At 65.4% G+C, this 18,572-nt stretch carries 18 protein-coding genes; 8 read left to right on the forward strand and 10 right to left on the reverse strand.

Annotated features, from left to right (window positions below):
• The first annotated feature begins 54 nt into the window (after positions 1 to 54).
• Positions 55 to 522 carry a PH domain-containing protein gene (locus HZZ13_RS24730; protein ID WP_197962113.1) on the forward strand — a complete coding sequence of 156 codons (468 nt, stop codon included), beginning with the start codon at positions 55 to 57 and terminating at the stop codon, positions 520 to 522.
• A gap of 14 nt (positions 523 to 536) precedes the next feature.
• Positions 537 to 1,310 (forward strand): bifunctional 2-polyprenyl-6-hydroxyphenol methylase/3-demethylubiquinol 3-O-methyltransferase UbiG, encoded by a 774-nt coding sequence (gene ubiG, locus HZZ13_RS24735; protein WP_197962114.1) that lies wholly within the window; start codon positions 537 to 539, stop codon positions 1,308 to 1,310.
• A gap of 94 nt (positions 1,311 to 1,404) precedes the next feature.
• Here ubiG and HZZ13_RS24740 read toward each other — a convergent pair whose 3' ends face one another.
• Positions 1,405 to 2,625 carry a citrate/2-methylcitrate synthase gene (locus tag HZZ13_RS24740; protein WP_197962115.1) on the reverse strand — a complete coding sequence of 407 codons (1,221 nt, stop codon included), beginning with the start codon at positions 2,623 to 2,625 and terminating at the stop codon, positions 1,405 to 1,407.
• 76 nt (positions 2,626 to 2,701) lie between these two features.
• On the opposite strand from HZZ13_RS24740, the gene HZZ13_RS24745 reads away from it, so the two are divergent.
• Complete coding sequence (locus tag HZZ13_RS24745; protein WP_197962116.1) at positions 2,702 to 3,796, forward strand: citrate synthase/methylcitrate synthase; 1,095 nt, start codon at positions 2,702 to 2,704, stop codon at positions 3,794 to 3,796.
• 145 nt (positions 3,797 to 3,941) lie between these two features.
• Here HZZ13_RS24745 and HZZ13_RS24750 read toward each other — a convergent pair whose 3' ends face one another.
• Positions 3,942 to 4,571, reverse strand: a complete 630-nt coding sequence (locus HZZ13_RS24750; protein ID WP_197962117.1) for a J domain-containing protein — start codon at positions 4,569 to 4,571, stop codon at positions 3,942 to 3,944.
• 127 nt (positions 4,572 to 4,698) lie between these two features.
• Here HZZ13_RS24750 and HZZ13_RS24755 point away from each other — a divergent pair, with 127 nt between their 5' ends.
• Positions 4,699 to 4,971 carry a BolA family protein gene (locus HZZ13_RS24755; RefSeq protein ID WP_246504551.1) on the forward strand — a complete coding sequence of 91 codons (273 nt, stop codon included), beginning with the start codon at positions 4,699 to 4,701 and terminating at the stop codon, positions 4,969 to 4,971.
• Between the two features lie 106 nt (positions 4,972 to 5,077).
• Here the strand turns inward: HZZ13_RS24755 and HZZ13_RS24760 are convergent, their stop codons facing one another.
• The 3 genes from HZZ13_RS24760 to HZZ13_RS24770 form a co-directional block, all read right to left on the reverse strand.
• Entirely contained in the window at positions 5,078 to 6,430 is a 1,353-nt protein-coding gene (locus HZZ13_RS24760; protein ID WP_197962119.1) for a hemolysin family protein, read from the reverse strand.
• Positions 6,431 to 6,497: 67 nt separating this feature from the next.
• Positions 6,498 to 7,640, reverse strand: a complete 1,143-nt coding sequence (aroB, locus tag HZZ13_RS24765) for a 3-dehydroquinate synthase (protein ID WP_197962120.1) — start codon at positions 7,638 to 7,640, stop codon at positions 6,498 to 6,500.
• Positions 7,637 to 8,260 (reverse strand): shikimate kinase, encoded by a 624-nt coding sequence (locus HZZ13_RS24770; RefSeq protein WP_197962121.1) that lies wholly within the window; start codon positions 8,258 to 8,260, stop codon positions 7,637 to 7,639. The genes aroB and HZZ13_RS24770 overlap by 4 nt, the downstream gene beginning before the upstream one ends.
• 173 nt (positions 8,261 to 8,433) lie before the next feature.
• On the opposite strand from HZZ13_RS24770, the gene HZZ13_RS24775 reads away from it, so the two are divergent.
• The 4 genes from HZZ13_RS24775 (at position 8,434) to HZZ13_RS24790 (ending at position 12,984) form a co-directional block, all read left to right on the forward strand.
• Entirely contained in the window at positions 8,434 to 8,580 is a 147-nt protein-coding gene (locus tag HZZ13_RS24775) for a hypothetical protein (protein ID WP_035669499.1), read from the forward strand.
• A gap of 16 nt (positions 8,581 to 8,596) precedes the next feature.
• Positions 8,597 to 9,553: a site-specific tyrosine recombinase XerD gene (gene xerD, locus HZZ13_RS24780; RefSeq protein WP_197962122.1), complete on the forward strand. Its 957-nt coding sequence runs from the start codon at positions 8,597 to 8,599 to the stop codon at positions 9,551 to 9,553.
• 319 nt (positions 9,554 to 9,872) lie between these two features.
• The gene (locus HZZ13_RS24785) at positions 9,873 to 10,835 is read left to right on the forward strand and encodes an acetyl-CoA carboxylase carboxyltransferase subunit alpha (RefSeq protein WP_197962123.1); all 963 of its coding nucleotides are present in this window, start codon (positions 9,873 to 9,875) and stop codon (positions 10,833 to 10,835) included.
• Positions 10,836 to 11,448: 613 nt separating this feature from the next.
• Entirely contained in the window at positions 11,449 to 12,984 is a 1,536-nt protein-coding gene (locus HZZ13_RS24790) for a L,D-transpeptidase family protein (protein WP_210349465.1), read from the forward strand.
• A gap of 913 nt (positions 12,985 to 13,897) precedes the next feature.
• Here HZZ13_RS24790 and HZZ13_RS24795 read toward each other — a convergent pair.
• Genes HZZ13_RS24795 through HZZ13_RS24815 form a run of 5 tightly spaced genes read right to left on the reverse strand, consistent with a single transcriptional unit; the run spans position 13,898 to position 18,496 of the window.
• The gene (locus HZZ13_RS24795; protein ID WP_197962125.1) at positions 13,898 to 14,593 is read right to left on the reverse strand and encodes an ABC transporter ATP-binding protein; all 696 of its coding nucleotides are present in this window, start codon (positions 14,591 to 14,593) and stop codon (positions 13,898 to 13,900) included.
• Positions 14,586 to 15,317, reverse strand: a complete 732-nt coding sequence (locus HZZ13_RS24800; protein WP_197962126.1) for an ABC transporter ATP-binding protein — start codon at positions 15,315 to 15,317, stop codon at positions 14,586 to 14,588. The genes HZZ13_RS24795 and HZZ13_RS24800 overlap by 8 nt, the downstream gene beginning before the upstream one ends.
• Positions 15,307 to 16,410, reverse strand: coding sequence for a branched-chain amino acid ABC transporter permease (locus HZZ13_RS24805; RefSeq protein ID WP_197962127.1), 1,104 nt, complete (start codon positions 16,408 to 16,410; stop codon positions 15,307 to 15,309). The genes HZZ13_RS24800 and HZZ13_RS24805 overlap by 11 nt, the downstream gene beginning before the upstream one ends.
• Before the next feature lie 6 nt (positions 16,411 to 16,416).
• The gene (locus HZZ13_RS24810; RefSeq protein ID WP_197962128.1) at positions 16,417 to 17,634 is read right to left on the reverse strand and encodes a substrate-binding protein; all 1,218 of its coding nucleotides are present in this window, start codon (positions 17,632 to 17,634) and stop codon (positions 16,417 to 16,419) included.
• 4 nt (positions 17,635 to 17,638) lie between these two features.
• Positions 17,639 to 18,496 (reverse strand): branched-chain amino acid ABC transporter permease, encoded by an 858-nt coding sequence (locus tag HZZ13_RS24815; protein WP_025032673.1) that lies wholly within the window; start codon positions 18,494 to 18,496, stop codon positions 17,639 to 17,641.
• Positions 18,497 to 18,572: the final 76 nt, after the last annotated feature.

An 18,572-nucleotide genomic window follows, 5' to 3' on the forward strand; every position in this document is an offset into this window, starting at 1 on the left:
GGGCAAGCGGGTCCTGCGGGGGCATGGTGCGGGGATGGTGGGTTAACCGAGGTCATGGCGCGTTATATCGACGAGATCCTGCAACCGGGCGAACGGGTGCTGTATTCGACCAATGCGCACTGGATCTTCTATTTTCCGGCCATCGTGGCCTGGATCGTGGCGCTGGCCCTGCTGATCCTGTCGCGGCAGACCACCGTCGACGGGCTTATTTTGCTTTGCCTCGTAGCCTCGGGGCTCGTGGCCCTGGCGGCCCTGTATTGGACTATCAAGGGCTGGTTCCATCGCTTCACCACCGAGACCGACGTCACCAACCTCCGGGTCGTGCACAAGACCGGGTTCATCAAGCGCCGCACCTTCGAGATGGCGCTGGACAAGGTCGAGAGCGTCGACGTCGACCAGACCATTCTTGGACGAATTCTCAACTACGGCGACGTGACGATTCGCGGCGTCGGCGAGGGAAGCGAGACGATCAAGACCATCGCCTCGCCGCTCGCCTTCCGTAGTTCGATCACCACGCGGTAGGACCGCGCGTAATCATGAGCATGCAGCAAAATACTTCCGCAACCGCCACCGCCCGGCCGGGGTCGACCGTCGATGCCGCCGAGATCGCGAAATTCTCAAGATTCTCGGCGGAGTGGTGGGACCCCAAAGGCAAGATGGCGCCGCTGCACCGGATCAATCCGCTGCGGCTCGGCTACATCCGCGACGCCGCCTGCCGCAAGTTCGAGCGCAATGTGCGCAGCCTCAACTGCCTCGGCGGCTTGCGCGTGCTTGACATCGGCTGCGGCGCCGGCCTGCTCTGCGAGCCGCTGTCGCGCCTCGGCGCGCAGGTCATCGGCATCGATCCCTCCGCGAGCAACATCGCGGCGGCGAAGCTGCATGCCGACAAGAGCCATCTGGCGATCGACTATCGCTGCACCACGGTGGAGGAGATCGACCCGCGCGAGCGGTTCGACATCGTGCTGGCGATGGAGGTGGTCGAGCACGTCACCGATGTCGGCATATTCCTGAAGCGGTGCGCCGCGCTGCTGAAGCCGAACGGCCTGATGGTGGTCTCGACGCTGAACCGCAACTGGAAGAGCTTTGCGCTCGCCATCGTCGGGGCCGAATATGTCCTGCGCTGGCTGCCGCGCGGCACGCACGAGTGGAACAAGTTCGTCACGCCCGATGAACTGACGAAATACCTGCTCGACAACCGTCTCGTCATCACCGAGCAGACCGGTGTCGTCTACTCGCCCTTCGCCGACAAATGGTCTCTGTCGTCCGATATGGACGTGAATTACATGGTGGTCGCGGAAGCGATGGTGTGAACTGCCCTGGGTGGGGTACGAGCCGTCACCCCGAGAACGCTGTGCCTCTGCGTTCGCAGGGACGACAGCGGAGAGTGCCGCAATCGCAGAGGTTCTAACCGGCAGCCCCCGTCCTGCGTCCCGGTGCAGGACCCACATATCTCGCCCTCGGCCTGATCAGCTTGCCGAACTGCAATTGCTCGCTGGCGTGCGCGATCCAGCCGACGCTGCGCGCCATCGCGAACAGCGCCAGCTCGCTGCCGGCGGGCAGGCGCAGTGCGTGGACGAGCACGGCGAGCGCGTAGTCGATATTGACGAACTCGCCGGTGGCTTCCGCGATCCGCTCGGGCACCTCCTTGGTGAATTTGCGCGGCGCGCCGGAGCGGGACAGCGCGTTCAAAAGCGATTGCGCGCGGGGGTCGCCGTGCTTGTAGACGCCATGGCCAAAGCCGGCAAAGCGTTCGCCGAGGGCGACGCGTTCGCGGACCATTGGCTCGACGTCGCGGTCGACCAGCGTCTTGACCAGTTGTGAGGCCAGGACGCCGGCGCCGCCATGCTTCGGCCCTTTCAACGCGGCGAGCCCGGCGATGACGGAATCGTAGAGATTGAGACCGGTCGAGGCCGCGCAGCGCGCGGTGAAGGTCGAGGCGTTCAGCTCGTGGTCGGCGAGCAGCACCAGCGCGCGGCGGATCAGATCGGGCGCGTGCTTGTTGTCCGCCGCCCAGGCGCGCGCAACCTGCTGATGCAGCGGCTCGGCCGAGGCTTCCGCATTGAGCATGGTCGCAACCAGCAGGCGGACGATGCGCGCGCCGACCATGGCGCGGCCGTCGGGTGCCCGGGTGAAGGCGCGCGGATCGACGCTGGCGGCGAGTGCGAGCACCGCGATGGCGCGGTCGATCGGCGCCGCCCGGCGCGCGGCCTCCGCGATCACGCGCATGTCCTCGGAGAGCGCGGGTTGATTGTCGGGAGCAAACGGATCGACGTCGGCGACATCCCACAGCAGCGTCGCGGTGTGCTCCAGCGTGTCGTTCTCGGAAAGATCGACGCAATTGACGCCGCGATAGATCGCGCCCTCCTCGGTGATGGTCGAAATCTCCGTGTCCATCACCGGCAGGTCGGCATCGAAGCTGCGCAGGCCTCTAGGCTCGGGCGACGGCACGCGACGCTCCTTCAGCGCACGGACATCCTCGGCGCGATAGCGGTTTTTCCGCGAGTCCGGTGTCGGCTCGGAGCGGATCAGGCCGCGGCTGACATAGGCGTAGAGGGTGGCCGGGGAGATCGCGAGCTCGGCGGCGGCTTCCCGGGCGGAGAGGTATAGCCCATCAGAATTTTTCATATTGATTTATGTAATCAAGATTGATCAATGTGTCGAGAGGCCTGACCTTGTCTTTCGTGAACAGGAGATTTGGGCCATGAACATCCACCTCACCAAGAGCCAGATCGGGCTGGACGGCGTTCCCGCGGCCGAGACGGTGCTGAGCCATGTCGACGGCGAGCGCGGCGAGCTCATCATTGCCGGGGAGCACGTCGGACGGCTCGCCGCTATCTCGAGCTTCGAGGGCGTCACCGCCCGGCTCTGGAACGGCGCCAGCAAGACCACCCTCACGGAAGCCAATGTGCGGGCGAGCCTGGGCGTGGCGCGCGAGCGCGCCTTCGCGCGGCTGCCGGACCTGCTGCCGGCGACGCGCGGCATGGGCATCATCGACGGGTTCCGTGCGGCCGTCGCCGGACTTCGCGCCGAGCACGGGCTGGAGCACGAGGCGACGATCGTCGGCGCGTTTCCGGTGATCGCGGGCGCGCTGGTCCGGCGCGCCAGGGGGCTCGAGCCGGTCGCGCCCGATCCCGACGTGAGCCATGCCGCCGATACGCTGCGCATGCTGCATGGGCGCGCGCCTGAAGCTCGCGAGGCAACGGCGCTCGATGCCTATCTCGTCACCGCCAGCGACCACGGCATGAACGCTTCGACCTTCACCGCGCGCGTGGTGGCCTCGACGCAGGCCGATCTGTTCGCGGCCGTCACCGCGGGCTATTGCGCGCTGACCGGTCCGCTGCATGGCGGCGCGCCGGAACCGGTGCTGGAAATGCTGGACGCGATCGGCACGCGCGAGCGCATAAAGCCCTGGGTGGATGCGGCGCTGGCGCGCGGCGAGCGCATGATGGGGTTTGGCCACCGGGTCTATCGCGTCCGCGATCCCCGCGCCGACGTGCTCAAGACCGCCGTCGAGGCGCTGGCGGCGAGCGGCACCGATCTGCCGTTTGCCGGCGAGGTCGAGGCCTATATCCGCAGCGCATTGCGCAAGAAGAATCCGGAGCGGCCGCTGGAGACCAACGTCGAGTTCTTCACCGCGATCCTGCTCGATGCGCTGGCAATTCCGCGGCAGGCGTTCACGCCGATCTTCGCGGTCGCGCGCAGCGCAGGCTGGACCGCGCATGCGCGCGAGCAGCAGCGGACGGGGCGGTTGATCAGGCCGAGCTCGTCCTATGTCGGGGCGATGCCGGAGGTGTGAGGTAGCGCGGATATCTCCGCGAGTCCCGGAATCGTAGGGTGGGCAAAGGCGCACTTGCGCCGTGCCCACCATCTCTCTCGATCGAGAAAAAGCGGTGGGCACGCTTCGCTTTGCCCACCCTACGAAACTGAATGCCGCCAGGCCCTTACGCCTCGCGCACCACCGTCTTCAGATAATTGTAGGCCTTGATGATCTCGATCAGGCGATCCTCGGTCGAGCGGTCGCCGCCATTAGCGTCCGGGTGGTGCTGCTTGACCAGCGCCTTGTACTTGGTCTTGACGTCGGCAAGCGTCGCGCTGGGGCCGAGGCCCATGACCTGAAGCGCCTTGCGCTCGGCGTTCATCACCTTGCGCGTCTCGGCCTTGGGCTGAGCTTCGGGGCCCTTGCGCCAGCTGGCGCGGCCGTTGATCTCGGAGAACATGCTGAAGGGATCGGACGCCATGTCGATCTCTTCCGCGCCCTTCTTGCCGCCATTGGCGCCCATCTTCCAGGTCGGGCGGTGACCGGTCAGCGCATCCTTCTGATAGCGCGCAACGGCTTCGGCATTCATGCCGGAAAAGAAATTGTAGTTCTGGTTGTACTCGCGCACGTGTTCGAGACAGAAGTGCCAGTACTCGCGCTGGTTCTCGCGGCCCTTCGGCGCGCGATGCGAGCCCTTGTTGGCGCAGCCCGCCCATTCGCAATTGACCGCGGTCTCGCGCGGCTTCACTTCCGGCTGCTTGCCCCGCGGCTTCACGCGGATGGAGTCGAAGAACTTTGATGAATCGATCGGCATGGCTGACTTTGACTACGCAATGCAAAAACCTTCAAGTCTTGACATTGCAATTCGCTGAGCACCCGGTCGCGACGAGCCTGGACGTCCGGGTATTGACGGGATGCGAGCGCGCACCCTAATGGCACACATGGCTATGAAAGACACTATCAGCAACAAGTTGCAGGAAGCTTTCACGCCGGAGCGCCTGCAAGTCGTCGACGAGTCACATTTGCATGAGGGCCACGCCGGCCATCGGCCGGGCGGCCAGACGCACTTTCGGGTGTATATCGTGTCTGCCGCCTTCAAAGGGAAGAGCCGGGTCGACCGTCATCGCATGATAAATTCGGCGCTCGCCGCGGAACTCGCCGGCAGCGTGCACGCGCTGGCGATCAACGCGCAGGCGCCGGGGGAAGGCGGCTAGCCCGTCATTCCGGGGCGATGCAAAGCATCGAACCCGGAATCTCGAGATTCCGGGTTCACCCTTCGGGCGCCCCGGAATGACGACGCAAGTTGGCAGCGTAAGCAGACTAGAACGACGTCCCGGCCCGCCTCGGCTTGGCCTCTTCCAGCTCGGCCTCGCGCGTCGCCGGTGAAATACGGAGCGCGGTGATGCGGTTGCGCTCGCGGCGGAGGACACGGAAGCGGAAGCCGTGGAAGGTGAAGCTCTGGCCGCGGTCGGGGATCGAGCGCGCCTCGTGAATGACGAGGCCGGCGACCGTGGTTGCCTCTTCATCGGGCAGATGCCAGTCCATGGCGCGGTTGAGATCGCGGATCGGCACCGACCCGTCGACCACCACGGAGCCGTCCGGCTGACGGCGCACGCCGGCGACCACCACGTCATGCTCGTCCGAGATGTCGCCGACGATCTCCTCCAGAATGTCTTCGAGCGTCACGAGGCCTTCGACCTCACCATACTCGTCGACCACGAGCGCGAAATGGGTCTTGCGGCGGCGGAACGCCTTGAGCTGCTGGGATATCGGCCGCATCTCCGGCACGAACCAGGGCGGCAGCATGATGGTGGTGACGTCGATGCGCGACGTGTCGCCTTCCGATGCGCGGATCGCGCGCAACAGATCCTTGGCGTGCAGAATGCCGATAATGTTCTCCGACTTGTCCCGCCACAGCGGAATGCGGGTGTATTCGGTCGCCAGCACCTCCCGCACGAGCTCCTCCGGCGGCAGGTCGGCATTGATCATCACCATGGCCGTGCGGTGGACCATCACGTCGGACACCGTCAACTCGCCGAGGCGGAAGACGTTGTGAATGTACTCGGCCTCGCCGCTCTCGATCTTGCCATGCACGGCCGATTCCTCGACCAGGCCTTCGATCTCGGAATCCGTCAGGATTTCGTGTTGCGAGAACTCCTGCACCCCCATCAGACGCAGGACCGCGCTTGACGCCGTGTTGAGACACCAGCTCAGCGGATAGAACACGAGGTAGGAAAAATGCAGCGGATACGCAATCCACTGCGACACGGGCATCGGCTCCCTGATCGCAAGCGTCTTCGGCACCTGCTCGCCGATGATGATGTGCAGCGAGGAGAAGACCAGAAAACCCGCCACGAACGAGGTGAAGTGGAGCGTCGCCTCCGACAATCCGAGCGGGCTGAGGACAGGGCTCAGCAGTGCAGACACGGTCGGCTCACCGATCCAGCCAAGACCGAGCGAGGCCATGGTGATGCCGAGCTGGCAGCAGGCGAGATAGGATTCGATGTTTCCCATCATCGTCTGCAGCAGGTGCGCGCCGAAGCGGTTCTGCTCGACCATGGCCTTGACGCGGAAGCCGCGGCTCTTCACCAGCGCGAATTCCGCCGCGACGTAAAACGCGTTGGCGGCGAGCAGGAGGGCCGCAAGCAGCAGATTGATCGAGATCGAACTCATGTTTGCCTCGCGACCGCCCCGGCATTCCCCGCCGTTTCGCGGGCGGCCGATCTGAACGGTCCCGTCATCACTGCGCGAGCTTCTCTTTCAGGAAGTCGCGCACCGGCGCCGCCTCGACGTCCTTTGCGATCACCGCGCGGCCCACCGCCTCCAGCAGGATGAAAGTGAGCTTGCCGCGCTTGACCTTCTTGTCCTGTGCCATCAACGCCATCAGCGCGTCGGCGTCAGTGAGCCCTTCCTGCGCAAAACCCGCGATGTCCTGCAAGCGCGTCGGCAGGCCTGCCTCGATCAGATGGCGCTCGACACGCGCCGCCTCACGCTCGCCGATCATGCCAAGCTTCGCTGAGAACTGCGCCGCCAGCGTCATGCCGATGGCGACGCCCTCGCCGTGGAACAGGCGGTCGGAGAAGCCGGTCGCCGCTTCCAGCGCGTGGCCGAACGTGTGGCCGAGGTTGAGCAGCGCGCGCTCCCCGGTTTCGCGCTCGTCGCGCGCGACGATTGCGGCCTTGGCCCGGCAGGAGGTCGCGATCGCATGCTCGCGGGCCGATCCGCCCTTGAAGATGTCGGCATGGTTCTTCTCCAGCCAGGTGAAGTAGGCCTCGTCGCCCAGCACGCCGTATTTGGCGACCTCGGCATAGCCGGCCCGGAACTGACGCGGCGACAGCGTGTCGAGCACCGCGGTGTCGGCGATGACGAGCACCGGCTGGTGGAAGGCGCCGAGCAAATTCTTGCCCTGCGGCGAGTTGATGCCGGTCTTGCCGCCGACGCTGGAATCGACCTGCGCCAGCAGCGAGGTCGGCACCTGCACGAAATCGACGCCGCGCCGCAGGATCGCCGCGGCAAAGCCGGCGAGATCGCCGACCACGCCGCCGCCGAGCGCGATGACGAGATCGTTGCGCTCGATCCGAGCGGCGATCAGGGCCTCGCTGACCTTTTCGAGCCCGGCATAGGTCTTCGAGATCTCGCCTTCCTCGACCACGATGCGCGAGGTCGGAATGCCGGCGGCCGCAAGCGATGCTTCGGTCGGCTCGAGCCAGTGTTTCGCCACCGTGCGATCCGTCACGATCGCCGTGCGCACGCCGGGACGCAGGGCGGCGACGCGCTCGCCGAGCGAGGCCAGCACGCCGCGGCCGATGACGATGTCATAGCCGCGATTCTCCAGCGCGACGCCGACATTGACAGGATCGGAATGCTTCAACGGCGCAGTCATCTTGACGCACTCGCAACGTCTTGAGGGGGGTGGGCGGACTGCTCGCCGCAGAGATGGGCGCGCAGCGTCTCGATGCACTCCTCGACGATTCTGTCGTGCGGCACATCACGCGAGGCGATGGTGAGGTCGGCTTTGCCATAGACCGGCTCGCGCTCGGTGAGCAGGCGCGTCACCGTCCCTTCCGGATCGGCGGTCTGCAGCAGCGGGCGATCGGCACGGCGGCGGACGCGGCGCATGATGACGTCGTGGTCTGCCCTGAGCCAGATCGAGACCGCTTTGGCGGCGATGCGGGTCCGCGTTTCCTCGCGCATATAGGCACCGCCGCCGGTTGCCAGCACCGCGGGCCCGTCGTCGAGCAGCCGCGCGATCACCCGGGCCTCGCCCTCGCGAAAATGCGCTTCGCCGTAACGCTCGAAGATTTCCGGTATGGTCATGCCGGCCGCCGCCTCGATCTCGGTGTCGGCATCGACGAAGGGCAGCCTGAGCCGGGCCGCGAGGCGTCGGCCGATGGTGGATTTGCCCACCCCCATCATGCCGACGAGCACGATCGAGCGCGCCCCGAGCGCCGACAGGATGTCGGCCTCGGGCGAAGCAGGAAGCGGCAACGCGGCGTCGGACATCGTCTCGCTCGACTGGATCTCGCTCGAACTGCCGCCAGATGCGGCATGCTTTGGCCACCTATACGACCCCGTGGGGGCCCTCGCCAGAGGACTCTTGCCACGAAACGGCGAACATGTTGGATGATTTCATTGGTTAATTTGGCTGCCGCGCCCCTATCCGAGACTCCAGAACGATGCCGAGCCTGTTCCGCTTCCTGACGGTCGTCGCCGTGATCGCCGGCATCGTCTATGGCGTGGTCTTCGCGCTGGCGAACTTCGTCAACCCGAAGCCGCGGGAAATGACGGTGACGATCCCGCCGGACAAGTTTCTAAAGAAATAGGGGCTAGCCTCCGGGCATGCCCGCCAAACCCTCAGACGCCAAGCTCATCGGCCTGTTCCTCGACATGCTCGCAGCGGAACAGGGCGCCGGCCCCAACACGCTCGATGCCTACCGCCGCGACCTCAGCGATTTCTCCGAATTTCTGGGCCGGGTCGGCCATACATTCGTGGATGCCGAGACCCAGACGCTGCGTGACTACCTTGCCGATCTCGACACCCGCGGTTTCAAATCAACCAGTGTGGCCCGCCGGCTATCGGCGATGCGGCACCTCTACCGTTTCCTGCTGAACGAGCGCATCCGCGGTGACGATCCCGCCGCGATCCTGTCAGGCCCGAAGCGCGGCCGCGGCCTGCCGAAAGTGTTGTCGATCGCCGACGTCGACCGAATGCTCCGCCGCGCCAAGGAACTGAGCGAGGTGGAAGATGCCTCGCCCTCCAGGCGGCTGCGCAGCTTGCGGCTCTACTGCCTGCTCGAGGTGCTCTACGCCACGGGCTTGCGCGTCTCCGAGCTGGTGGCACTGCCGCGCTCGGCGGCCAAGCGCGACGCCCGCATGATCGTGGTGCGCGGCAAGGGCAACAAGGAGCGGCTGGTGCCGCTCAACGACGCCTCGCGGCAGGCGATGGCGGATTATCTCGCCGCGACCGAAGCGGCAAAGGCCGACAGGAAAAACAGCGTGGCCGCCTCGAAATGGCTGTTCCCCTCGTTCGGCGAGAGCGGTCATCTGACGCGCCAGCATTTTGCCCGCGACCTCAAGGAGCTCGCCGTTGCGTCCGGCTTGCAAGCCCGGCTGGTGTCCCCGCACGTGCTGCGCCACGCCTTTGCCAGTCATTTGCTGCACAACGGCGCGGACCTGCGCATCGTGCAGACCCTGCTCGGTCACACCGATATCTCGACGACGCAGATCTATACCCATGTGGTCGAGGAGCGGCTCAAGAGCCTGGTGCGCGACCTGCACCCGCTGGCGGAGAAGTAAACAGGTCTCTTGCCCCGGACGCAGCGCAGCACGTAGTGATGCGCTGCTGAGCCGGGGCCCATGCGGCTTGCTGGGTCCCGGCTCTGCGCAGCAGCGCTCAAGAAGCGCTGCAGCGCGTCCGGGACACGACATCGGGGCCAGGAGGACAGCCTAAACCGCCTTGACTTCGGCCACTTCTCCGCGGAAAGAGCCGGGGCCTTTCGCATGATTTGGCGGGCAAGCTCGCAGCGCACAGGTCAAGCCATTGGAGAAGCTACACTTCTTTCCGCAGATCTAAATTCGCTTCGCCGCCTCGCCCCGTCCTCCCTATATTGAGTTGATGCAAGACCAGATGCGCAGCTATCTCGACTTCGAAAAGCCCGTCGCCGAGCTCGACTCCAAGGTCGACGAATTGCGCGCGCTCGCCGCGACCGGCACCGACATCAGCGACGAGATCGGGCGGATCGAGGACAAGGCAGCGCAGGCGCTGGCCGACCTCTATGCGAACCTGACGCCCTGGCAGAAGACGCTGGTGGCGCGGCATCCGCAGCGGCCGCATTTCAACGACTTCATCAAGGGCCTGATCACCGAATTCACCCCGCTCGCCGGCGACCGCAAGTTCGGCGAGGACGAGGCGCTGGTCGCCGGCTTCGGCCGCTTCCGCGGCGAGCCGATCTGCGTGATGGGCCAGGAGAAGGGCGATTCCACCGAGAGCCGCATCCGGCACAATTTCGGCATGGCGCGGCCCGAGGGCTATCGCAAATGCGTGCGGCTGATGGAGATGGCCGAGCGGTTCGGCCTGCCGGTGCTGTCGCTCGCCGATTCCGCCGGCGCCTATCCCGGCATCGGCGCCGAGGAGCGGGGACAAGCCGAGGCGATCGCGCGCTCGACCGATGCGTGCCTGGCGCTGACCGTGCCGAATGTCGCGATCATCACCGGCGAGGGCATGTCGGGCGGCGCCATCGCCATCACTACGGCGAACAAGGTCCTGATGCTGGAGCACGCGATCTACAGCGTGATCTCGCCCGAGGCGGCGTCCTCCATCCTCTGGCGCGACGGCACCAAGGCGCAGGAAGCCGCCAACAACATGAAGATCACGGCCCAGGACATGCTCCGCTTCGGCGTGATCGACGCCATCCTGAAGGAGCCGGTCGGCGGCGCCCACCGCGACCCCGCCGCCATGATCGCCACCACTGGGGAAGCCATCGCCAAGGCCTTCGATGAGCTCCGGAACTTCGACGGGGATGCCATCCGCAAGATGCGGCGGCAGAAATTCCTCGATATCGGCCGGAAACTGGGCTGATTCGCTCCGTGCTCTCCCCGTTCCCTCCCCCCTTGTGGGGGAGGGGCAGGGAGGGGGGTGCCACACGGGGATTCTTTCCGTCGTGCACCTACACTCGATGCGGCCTTACCAATCGATACCTTTTTCTGGGCTACCCCCCTCCCTAGCCCTCCCCCACAAGGGGGGAGGGAACATACCTCCATCGGAGCCCAAGGGAGGCTGAACCCTTCAAGGGGCGCTGCGCTGCGTCCGGGGCACGCCCGCCCCCCGGTAACCCCGCATTAACCCATTTTTTGCCCAAATCGCCGATCTCTCTCCGGATGGGCCGGAAAGGCCCAAGTTCCGTCCCAAGTCGCGTCCATTTAGTCTTCGTTGACCATGCCGCTGGGCCAACGCCCTCGTGATCCCCGCTCGGGTTGCGACCACATGACCCAGAGGTTAGAATTTTAATCAATGGCTTCAGGGCATAAGCGCTGGAGCGGGGTCTGACCGGGCCCGTCTCGGCGGGTCGGTTTTTTAGGTCGGATTGCGCTTCCGAAGAATTGGGGATTCGCGCTCCAATGCCCGGCACGATGTGGGGTCCATCTTGATTTCTCGTTCGCTTGCTCGCGCGCTCTTGGCTTCGGTTGCGCTGATGACGGCCGGCGGTCTGCTCGCCGGCTGCGACACCGATCAGGTCTCGCTCGCGACCAACGCCAAGGCCAATCAGCCGGTGCCGCCGAAGCTGATCGCCGCGATGGCCGAGAAGGACATGGACCTGCAATCGCCGATCCTGGTCCGCCTGTTCAAGCAGGAGGCCGAGCTTGAGGTCTGGAAGCAGACCCGCTCGGGCCAGTTCGCGCTGCTCAAGACCTATCCGATCTGCCGCTGGTCGGGCGACCTCGGCCCCAAGGTGCGCGAGGGCGACCGCCAGGCCCCGGAGGGATTCTACTCGATCAACCCGAGCCAGATGAATCCGCAGTCGGCCTATTACCTCTCGTTCAACACCGGCTATCCGAACGCGTTCGACAAGGCGCTGGGCCGCACCGGCTCGCAGCTGATGGTGCACGGCGATTGTTCTTCGCGCGGCTGCTACGCGATGACCGACGAGCAGATCGCCGAGATCTATTCGCTCGGCCGCGAGTCCTTCTTCGGCGGCCAGAAGGCGTTCCAGCTGCAGGCCTATCCGTTCAAGATGACGCCGGTGAACATGGCCAGGCACCGGAACAATCCGAACATGCCGTTCTGGAAGATGATCAAGCAAGGCTATGATCATTTCGAGGTGACGCGGCAGGAGCCGAAGGTCGATTTCTGCGAGAAGAAGTACGTCTTCGACGCCGCAAAGCCCGCGGACGCCAAGCGCGATCCGGTGTTCGACGCCTCGGCCAAGTGCCCGGCCTATGTGATCCCCGAGGACATCGCCAGCGCCGTGCGCGAGAAGCAGGCCAAGGACGAAGCCGAATACGCAAGGCTGGTCGCCAAGGGCACGCCGGTGGCGCGGATGAACACCGGCATCGACGGCGGCATGCACAAGATCTTCGCCGCCAAGATTCCGGAAGGCTCGACCGGCCTGTCCGAGAGCGCCGAAGGCACCACGCTGCAGATGCTGGCGATGGCGAAGGCGCCGGGCACGATTCCCAGCCACGTCAACCCGCCCAAGCCGAACCTCGACGCGGTGGCAAGCGCGCCCGCACCGCGCGAAGAGCCGGTGGTCGCCGCCAGCGCGCCTGCCTCGAGCACCCGCGTCGCCTCGGCTGCGCCCGCGGAGAAGTCTGAAGGCAGCAGCTTCTTCTCCAATCTCGGCCGCAAGATGGGATTCGGCGCCGCCGACACCACGGCGACCACAACGCCGGCGCCGCAGGCCACCGCCTCCGTGCCCCCGGCCGCCCAGACCTCCACGACGCCGGCGACGGCCGCTTCGCGACTCAAGGCCGCCGTGACCCGCTTCGTGCCGGGGCATGACAAGTCCAAGGATGCGGCGAAGGATGCTTCGAAGGATGCGCCGAAGCCGGCGGCTGTCGCCGCCAAGCCTGCCGAACCGCCGAAGCCCGACACCCGCCTCGCCGCCACGCGTCCGGCGCTGAAGCCGTCGGCGAGCGACGGCGCGGGTGACAGCACCCCGATGATATCAGGCGCCGCACCGGTGGTGCAGTCGAACTCGTTCGACAGCCGCTTCTCGGCGGTGAAGTAAGGCACACTCCTTCGGATAAATACAATTTCTCTTTACCCGAACACCCGAAACACCCTATCCTCCGCGCATCTCATCCCTCCGGAAGGGGCGGGTCGCGATCGTCACGGTTCGTGGGGTGGGTTGCGGTGGACGCGGGCGGCGTTTGCGCCAGGTGCGGTCGCAGGGCGGGTAGTCCCCGTGAGCGATCAGCGGGCGCGGTACGACAGGCGCCGCCATGCCCTGCGAAGCCGGGAGGCGAAGCAGGGTCGCGTACGGCAAAATCGTGTGGTCCTGACGTCCGGGGTCTGTACGTCAAGTCTCGCGGTGGTGCACGTTCTCCAACCGGAGGGCGCGCATCAGTGATCTCGCGAGGCGACGGGGGCAATAGTGCATCGCTCCCCGGGGAGAGCGCGACATAAGCCGTCAAACCACTGCGCAGGGAAGGCCGGTTATCGGGCTGTACCTGTGTCTCCCCTGTGAGCGTCTATCCACGCATCATTGCACAGGGGCTCGCGGGTGCCAGCCGGTACCCGGCCTTCCCTGCGCCCTTCCGATTTCGAGGGGCGCCAGAAGCGAAGCAAAATCCGGGCGCTGGGCGCCGCGGGATCGCGATGTCACGTTCGGTTGTTTGACAATTGTAGATCGTAACGCACGCAGACTGCGTTCCTCACTAGCTCGGTCACGACTCGCTGATCGAAAGTGTCGAGGGCCGACCGCGCACGCGCAACCATGTTTAGCCGTCACCCTGAGGTGCGCGCGACGCGGCGCGATAGCGACGCAGAGCAAGCCTCGAAGGGCGACGGCCCGGCTGCCAGCTCGGCCGTGCATCCTTCGAGGCTCGCGGCACGATGCTGCGCATCGCGCTGCTCGCGCCTCAGGATGACGGGACTGACAGGATGCGCACCGCGGCAGACTTGAAGCCAGCGCGCAGGCCCTACGGCGCCAGATATCGCATCAGCTCCGGATTGCCCCGCACCTCGCCCGCCTCGCCCTGCAGCGCGACTCTTCCGCGGTCGAGCACATAGGCGTAGTCGGCGACGCGCAAAGCCAGGTCGAGGTGCTGCTCGACGATGATGACCGCGATGTCCTTCGCGAGCTCGATCAGCCGCTCGGTGATCTCTTCGATGACGCCGATCCAGACGCCCTCGGTGGGCTCGTCCAGCAGCAGCAGTTTTGGATCGCCCAGCATGGCGCGGCCGATCGCCAGCATCTTGCGCTCGCCGCCGGAGAGCGTGCCGGCGGGCTGGTCGAGGCGCTGGCCGAGTTTTGGGAAGATGGCGAGCACGCGGTCGATTGCGGAGGCGTCCCTGCTCGCGAGCGAGCCGACGGCGAGATTGTCGCGCACCGACAGGCGCGCGAACACCGAATGCTCCTGCGGCACATAGCCGATGCCGGCGCGCACGCGCTCTTGCGTCGCGCGGCGGCTGATGTCGCGGCCGTCGAAGGCGACTTCGCCCTTCCACGCCGGCAACTCGCCGACGATGGTCTTCATCAGCGTGGTCTTGCCGGCGCCGTTGCGCCCGAGCACGGCAACGCCGCCGCGCCAGGGAATGCCGAGGCTGACGTCGAACAGGACCTGGCTGCGGCCATAGCCGACGTCGAGATGCTTGATGTCCAAAAATTCAGGCACGGCGCAGATAGATCTCCTGGACGGATGTGTTGGCCTGGATCTCGGACACCGTGCCTGTTGCCAGCACCCTGCCCTGGTCGAGCACGGTGAGGCGATCGCAGATGTCGCGGATGAAATCGAGGTCGTGCTCGACGATGACCAGCGAGCAATGTTTTTTGATCGGCTGCAGCAATTCGCCGGTGACGCGGCGTTCTTCCAGGCTCATGCCGCCGGTGGGCTCGTCGAGCAGCAGCAGCTTCGGCTTGCCGGCGAGCGCCATGGCGATCTCCAGCCATTGCTGCTGGCCGTGCGACAGCGCCGCCGCCGCATCGAAAGCGCGATCGGCGAGGCGGAACTGGGTCAGCATGGTCATGACCTGGTCGTGCAGGAACCTGCGCGTGCGCGAGAACACGAGGTCGAACAGCGAGGACTGCGCCTGCAGCGCGAGCAGGATGTTGTCGTAGAGCGTCAACGACGGCAGCACGGATGTGATCTGGAATTTCAGGCTCATGCCGGCGCGGGCCCGCTCTGTCGGCGTGAACGCGGTGATGTCGGTGTTGACGAAGGAGACTTTTCCTTGCGTCGGCACCTCGGCGCCGGCGATGCACTTCATCAGCGTGCTCTTGCCCGAGCCGTTCGGGCCGATCAGGCCGTGAAACTCGTTCTCGCCGACGGTGAGGGCCGCGCCGTCAAGCGCGGTGAGCTTGCCGAAGACCTTCTTGATGCCGGCCGCTTCAAGGAGCATCGCGCTTCTCCTTGACCTTGGCGCCAAAGCTGCCGACCCGTTCGCGTTCGCCGAGCACAAAACTGATCAGGCCGAGCGGCCGGAACAGGATCACGAGCAGGAGCAGCAGGCCAAGAATGATCGGCCAGATGTCGCGGTAATTGTCCGAGAGCCAGAAGCTGACGCCCTCGACGATGACAGCGCCGATGACGGCGCCGATCAGCGTGCCGGAGCCGCCGAACAGAACATAGAGCACGACCTGGGTCGACACCACGACCCCGACCATGTTGGGCCAGACGAAACCTTCGTGGAAGGCATAGAGGCTGCCGGCAAGGCCTGCGACGGCGCCGCCGATGGTGAAGATGATCGCTTTCAGGTGCTGCGCCTTGTAGCCGAAGAAGGCGATGCGCTGCTCGTTCTCGCGCAAGCCTGCGAGCGCAAGACCGAATTGCGAGCGCACCAGGAAGCGGCAGAGCAGATAGACCACGACGAGGATGCCGAGCACGAGATAGTAGAACGCCGGGCCTTCCGAGAACTCGTATGACCCGAGCGACATCGGTGCGATCGAGGGGATGCCGTTCTGGCCGCCGAGATAATACCAGCCGCGTGCGAGGCGATCGGCGGCGTAGGAGCCGGTCAGCGTGCCGAGCGAGACAAAGATCACGCTGGAGGGATGCCGGCCCAGTAGCAGGAAGCCGCCGAGCAGCAGCGCGAAGGTGAGGCCGATCAGCATGCCTGCCGGCAGCACGAGGAAGATGTTGGTGATGTCGAGGTCGCGCGCGAGCAGCGCCACGCCATAGCCGGCCGAGCCGAAGAACAGGGCCTGGCCGAAGCTCATGATGCCGGCATAGCCCCAGACCAGGTCGAACGACAGCGCGAACAGCGCGAGAATGACCACGCGCGTCGCAAACACCGTGAGATAGTCCTGCAGCACCAGCGGCGCGAGCAGCGCCGCAACAAGCACGACGCCCTCAACGATGGGCAGGATTTTTCGTCCTGCCTTGACGCGGCCATTGGCCTGTTCCGCCGCTGTGCCCTCAGCCATCGCACCGTCCGCTTCGTCGTCCGCGTCGGCGACGATGGCCCCTCTTACCACACTCATCCGCTTCAGCATTCCACCTCAGCATTCCTTGGGATCGACAAGGCCGTTGCTGCGCCCGACGATCTCGTAATTTCCGCTCTTGGCGACCGCGGTGTACATCTTCATCTTGCAGTGCCGCTTGCCCGGCGCCATCTCGGCGGGTCCGCCCGGACCTTCGGCGATCTTGGCGTGGTCGAGCGCGGCGGCCACCGACTCGCGGTCGATCTTGCCGGCTTCCTTCACCGCGGCTTCCCACAGCTTCAGGCCGCGATAGGTGCCGGTCGCCGCGCTGCCGGCGGCGAACAGGAAGTTGCCCGGGAAATCCTTTTCATAGGCCGCCTGGATCTTGGCGTCGAACGGGTTCTCCTTGGTCAGCACCTTGAAATAGTCGAGGCAGCTCGCAAGGCCCTCGATCTCCGCGGCTTGGTTGATGTTGAGCGTGTTCTCGTCATAGTAGACGCAGGCGAGCCGGCCGCCGTTCTTGAGGAAACCGGCTTCATAGAGCTGTTTGAAGAACGGGCCGACGCCCGGCGGGATGACAGTGTTGAAGACGACGTCGATCTTGTTGGAGATGATGCGGTTGACGGTCGCGGAGAAGTCGACCTGGTCGAGCGGGTAATATTCCTCGAACACGACCTCGCCGCCATTCGATTCGATCACCTTGCGGGCGTAGACGTTGAGCGTGTGCGGCCAGACATAATTGGCGCTGGGCAGCGCGAACTTCTTGCCGCCGTTCTTGATCAGCCAGGGGATGAACTCGTCGCATTGCTGCGCCGGCGTCGGGCCGGTGCAGAACAGGTACGGCGTGCACTCCTTGCCCTCGTAGAGCTGCGGATAGATGTAGAGGGTCTTGCCGCGCGCCACGATCGGGTCCTTGATCGCGTTGCGCATCGACGAGGTGATGCCGCCGAGCACCATGTCGACTTTGTCGCGCTGGATCAGCTTGCGCACGTTGCCGACGGCGACGGATTCGTTGGACGCGGTGTCCTCGATATAGAGCTCGAGCGGACGGCCGAGCAGGCCGCCGGCCGCGTTGATCTCCTTGATCACCATCTTTGCGACGTTGGCGTCGGCGTTGCCGGCATAGGCGATCGGGCCGGTGAGGTCGGTGGCGATACCGACCTTGATCGGCGCCTCGGCAGCGTTGGCCCAGGGCGCCGGAATCACCCAGCTGCCGACGCCGGTCGCGACCGCGCCCGATGCAAAGGCAAAATTGGACAGGAAACGACGTCGCGTGAGCTGAGTACGATCGAGCATGTGATTAAACCCCTTTTCCAGCGATGAGACCTTGCGGACGGAATTTGATGAAGACAATGGCAAGGACGAAGACGAGGACGTCGGCGACGACAGGTGCCATCACCCAGGGCAGCGCCGCGCTCAGCGTGCCGATGACGCCGGCGCCTGCGACCGGGCCGATGAAGGAGCCGACCCCGCCGACCATGACCGCGACAAAGCCCTGGATCAGGAAGCGCAGACCGAGATCGGCAAACAGGCTGAACACCGGCACGATCAGCGCGCCGGCAAGGCCGGCCAGCGCTGCACCGAAGGCAAAGGTGGCGCCGTAGATCAGCGGCGTCGAAATGCCCGACGCACGCGCCAGCGACGGGTTCTCCAGCGTCGCCCGCACGCGCAGGCCGAAGCTGGTGCGCGACAGCAGCAGATAGCAGAGGCCCATCACCAAGAGCGTGATGACGATGATGGTGAAGCGCCACGCCGAGATGTGCATGGCGCCGATGTCGATCGAGCCGCCGATCGGCTCCGGCACGGTGAGATAGAAGCCGCCGATCAGCCCGCGAACGGCTTCGCGGATGATCAGGCCGAGCGCATAGGTGCCGAGCATGGCAACGATCGGGGCGGCATAGAATCGTCGGATGATCAGCGCCTCCAGCACGAAGCCGAGCGCACCGACCACGAAAGGCGCCGCGACCATGCCCGCCCAGATCGGCAGGCCTTTGGCGTAAGCGAGATAGGTGATGTAGGCCCCCAGCAGAACGAACTCGCCTTGCGCGAAGTTGAAGATGCCCATCATGCTGGCGATGATCCCGAGCCCCAGCACGATCAGGACGATGATCGCGCCGAAGCTCAGGATCTCGAACGCCGCGACGAACGCGTTAGCCATGCGTTGGATTCTTGTTTTGACGCGTTTTCTTCACGCGAACCGGTATCCACTTCGCTTGAAAACGCTTCTGTGTTCC

The organism is Bradyrhizobium agreste, from assembly GCF_016031625.1.
GTDB lineage: Bacteria > Pseudomonadota > Alphaproteobacteria > Rhizobiales > Xanthobacteraceae > Bradyrhizobium > Bradyrhizobium agreste.

Bases quoted from the DNA above. Each gene is read 5' to 3' on its own strand.
- HZZ13_RS24790 (WP_210349465.1), top strand. From the start codon at position 11,449: ATGACGGCCGGCGGTCTGCTCGCCGGCTGCGACACCGATCAGGTCTCG.
- HZZ13_RS24815 (WP_025032673.1), bottom strand. From the start codon at position 18,496: ATGGCTAACGCGTTCGTCGCGGCGTTCGAGATCCTGAGCTTCGGCGCG.
- HZZ13_RS24760 (WP_197962119.1), bottom strand. From the start codon at position 6,430: ATGAGTTCGATCTCGATCAATCTGCTGCTTGCGGCCCTCCTGCTCGCC.
- HZZ13_RS24775 (WP_035669499.1), top strand. From the start codon at position 8,434: ATGCCGAGCCTGTTCCGCTTCCTGACGGTCGTCGCCGTGATCGCCGGC.
- HZZ13_RS24805 (WP_197962127.1), bottom strand. From the start codon at position 16,410: ATGCTGAAGCGGATGAGTGTGGTAAGAGGGGCCATCGTCGCCGACGCG.
- HZZ13_RS24785 (WP_197962123.1), top strand. From the start codon at position 9,873: ATGCAAGACCAGATGCGCAGCTATCTCGACTTCGAAAAGCCCGTCGCC.
- aroB (WP_197962120.1), bottom strand. From the start codon at position 7,640: ATGACTGCGCCGTTGAAGCATTCCGATCCTGTCAATGTCGGCGTCGCG.
- HZZ13_RS24740 (WP_197962115.1), bottom strand. From the start codon at position 2,625: ATGAAAAATTCTGATGGGCTATACCTCTCCGCCCGGGAAGCCGCCGCC.
- HZZ13_RS24750 (WP_197962117.1), bottom strand. From the start codon at position 4,571: ATGCCGATCGATTCATCAAAGTTCTTCGACTCCATCCGCGTGAAGCCG.
- HZZ13_RS24800 (WP_197962126.1), bottom strand. From the start codon at position 15,317: ATGCTCCTTGAAGCGGCCGGCATCAAGAAGGTCTTCGGCAAGCTCACC.
- ubiG (WP_197962114.1), top strand. From the start codon at position 537: ATGAGCATGCAGCAAAATACTTCCGCAACCGCCACCGCCCGGCCGGGG.
- HZZ13_RS24745 (WP_197962116.1), top strand. From the start codon at position 2,702: ATGAACATCCACCTCACCAAGAGCCAGATCGGGCTGGACGGCGTTCCC.
- xerD (WP_197962122.1), top strand. From the start codon at position 8,597: ATGCCCGCCAAACCCTCAGACGCCAAGCTCATCGGCCTGTTCCTCGAC.
- HZZ13_RS24770 (WP_197962121.1), bottom strand. From the start codon at position 8,260: ATGTCCGACGCCGCGTTGCCGCTTCCTGCTTCGCCCGAGGCCGACATC.
- HZZ13_RS24810 (WP_197962128.1), bottom strand. From the start codon at position 17,634: ATGCTCGATCGTACTCAGCTCACGCGACGTCGTTTCCTGTCCAATTTT.
- HZZ13_RS24730 (WP_197962113.1), top strand. From the start codon at position 55: ATGGCGCGTTATATCGACGAGATCCTGCAACCGGGCGAACGGGTGCTG.
- HZZ13_RS24755 (WP_246504551.1), top strand. From the start codon at position 4,699: ATGGCTATGAAAGACACTATCAGCAACAAGTTGCAGGAAGCTTTCACG.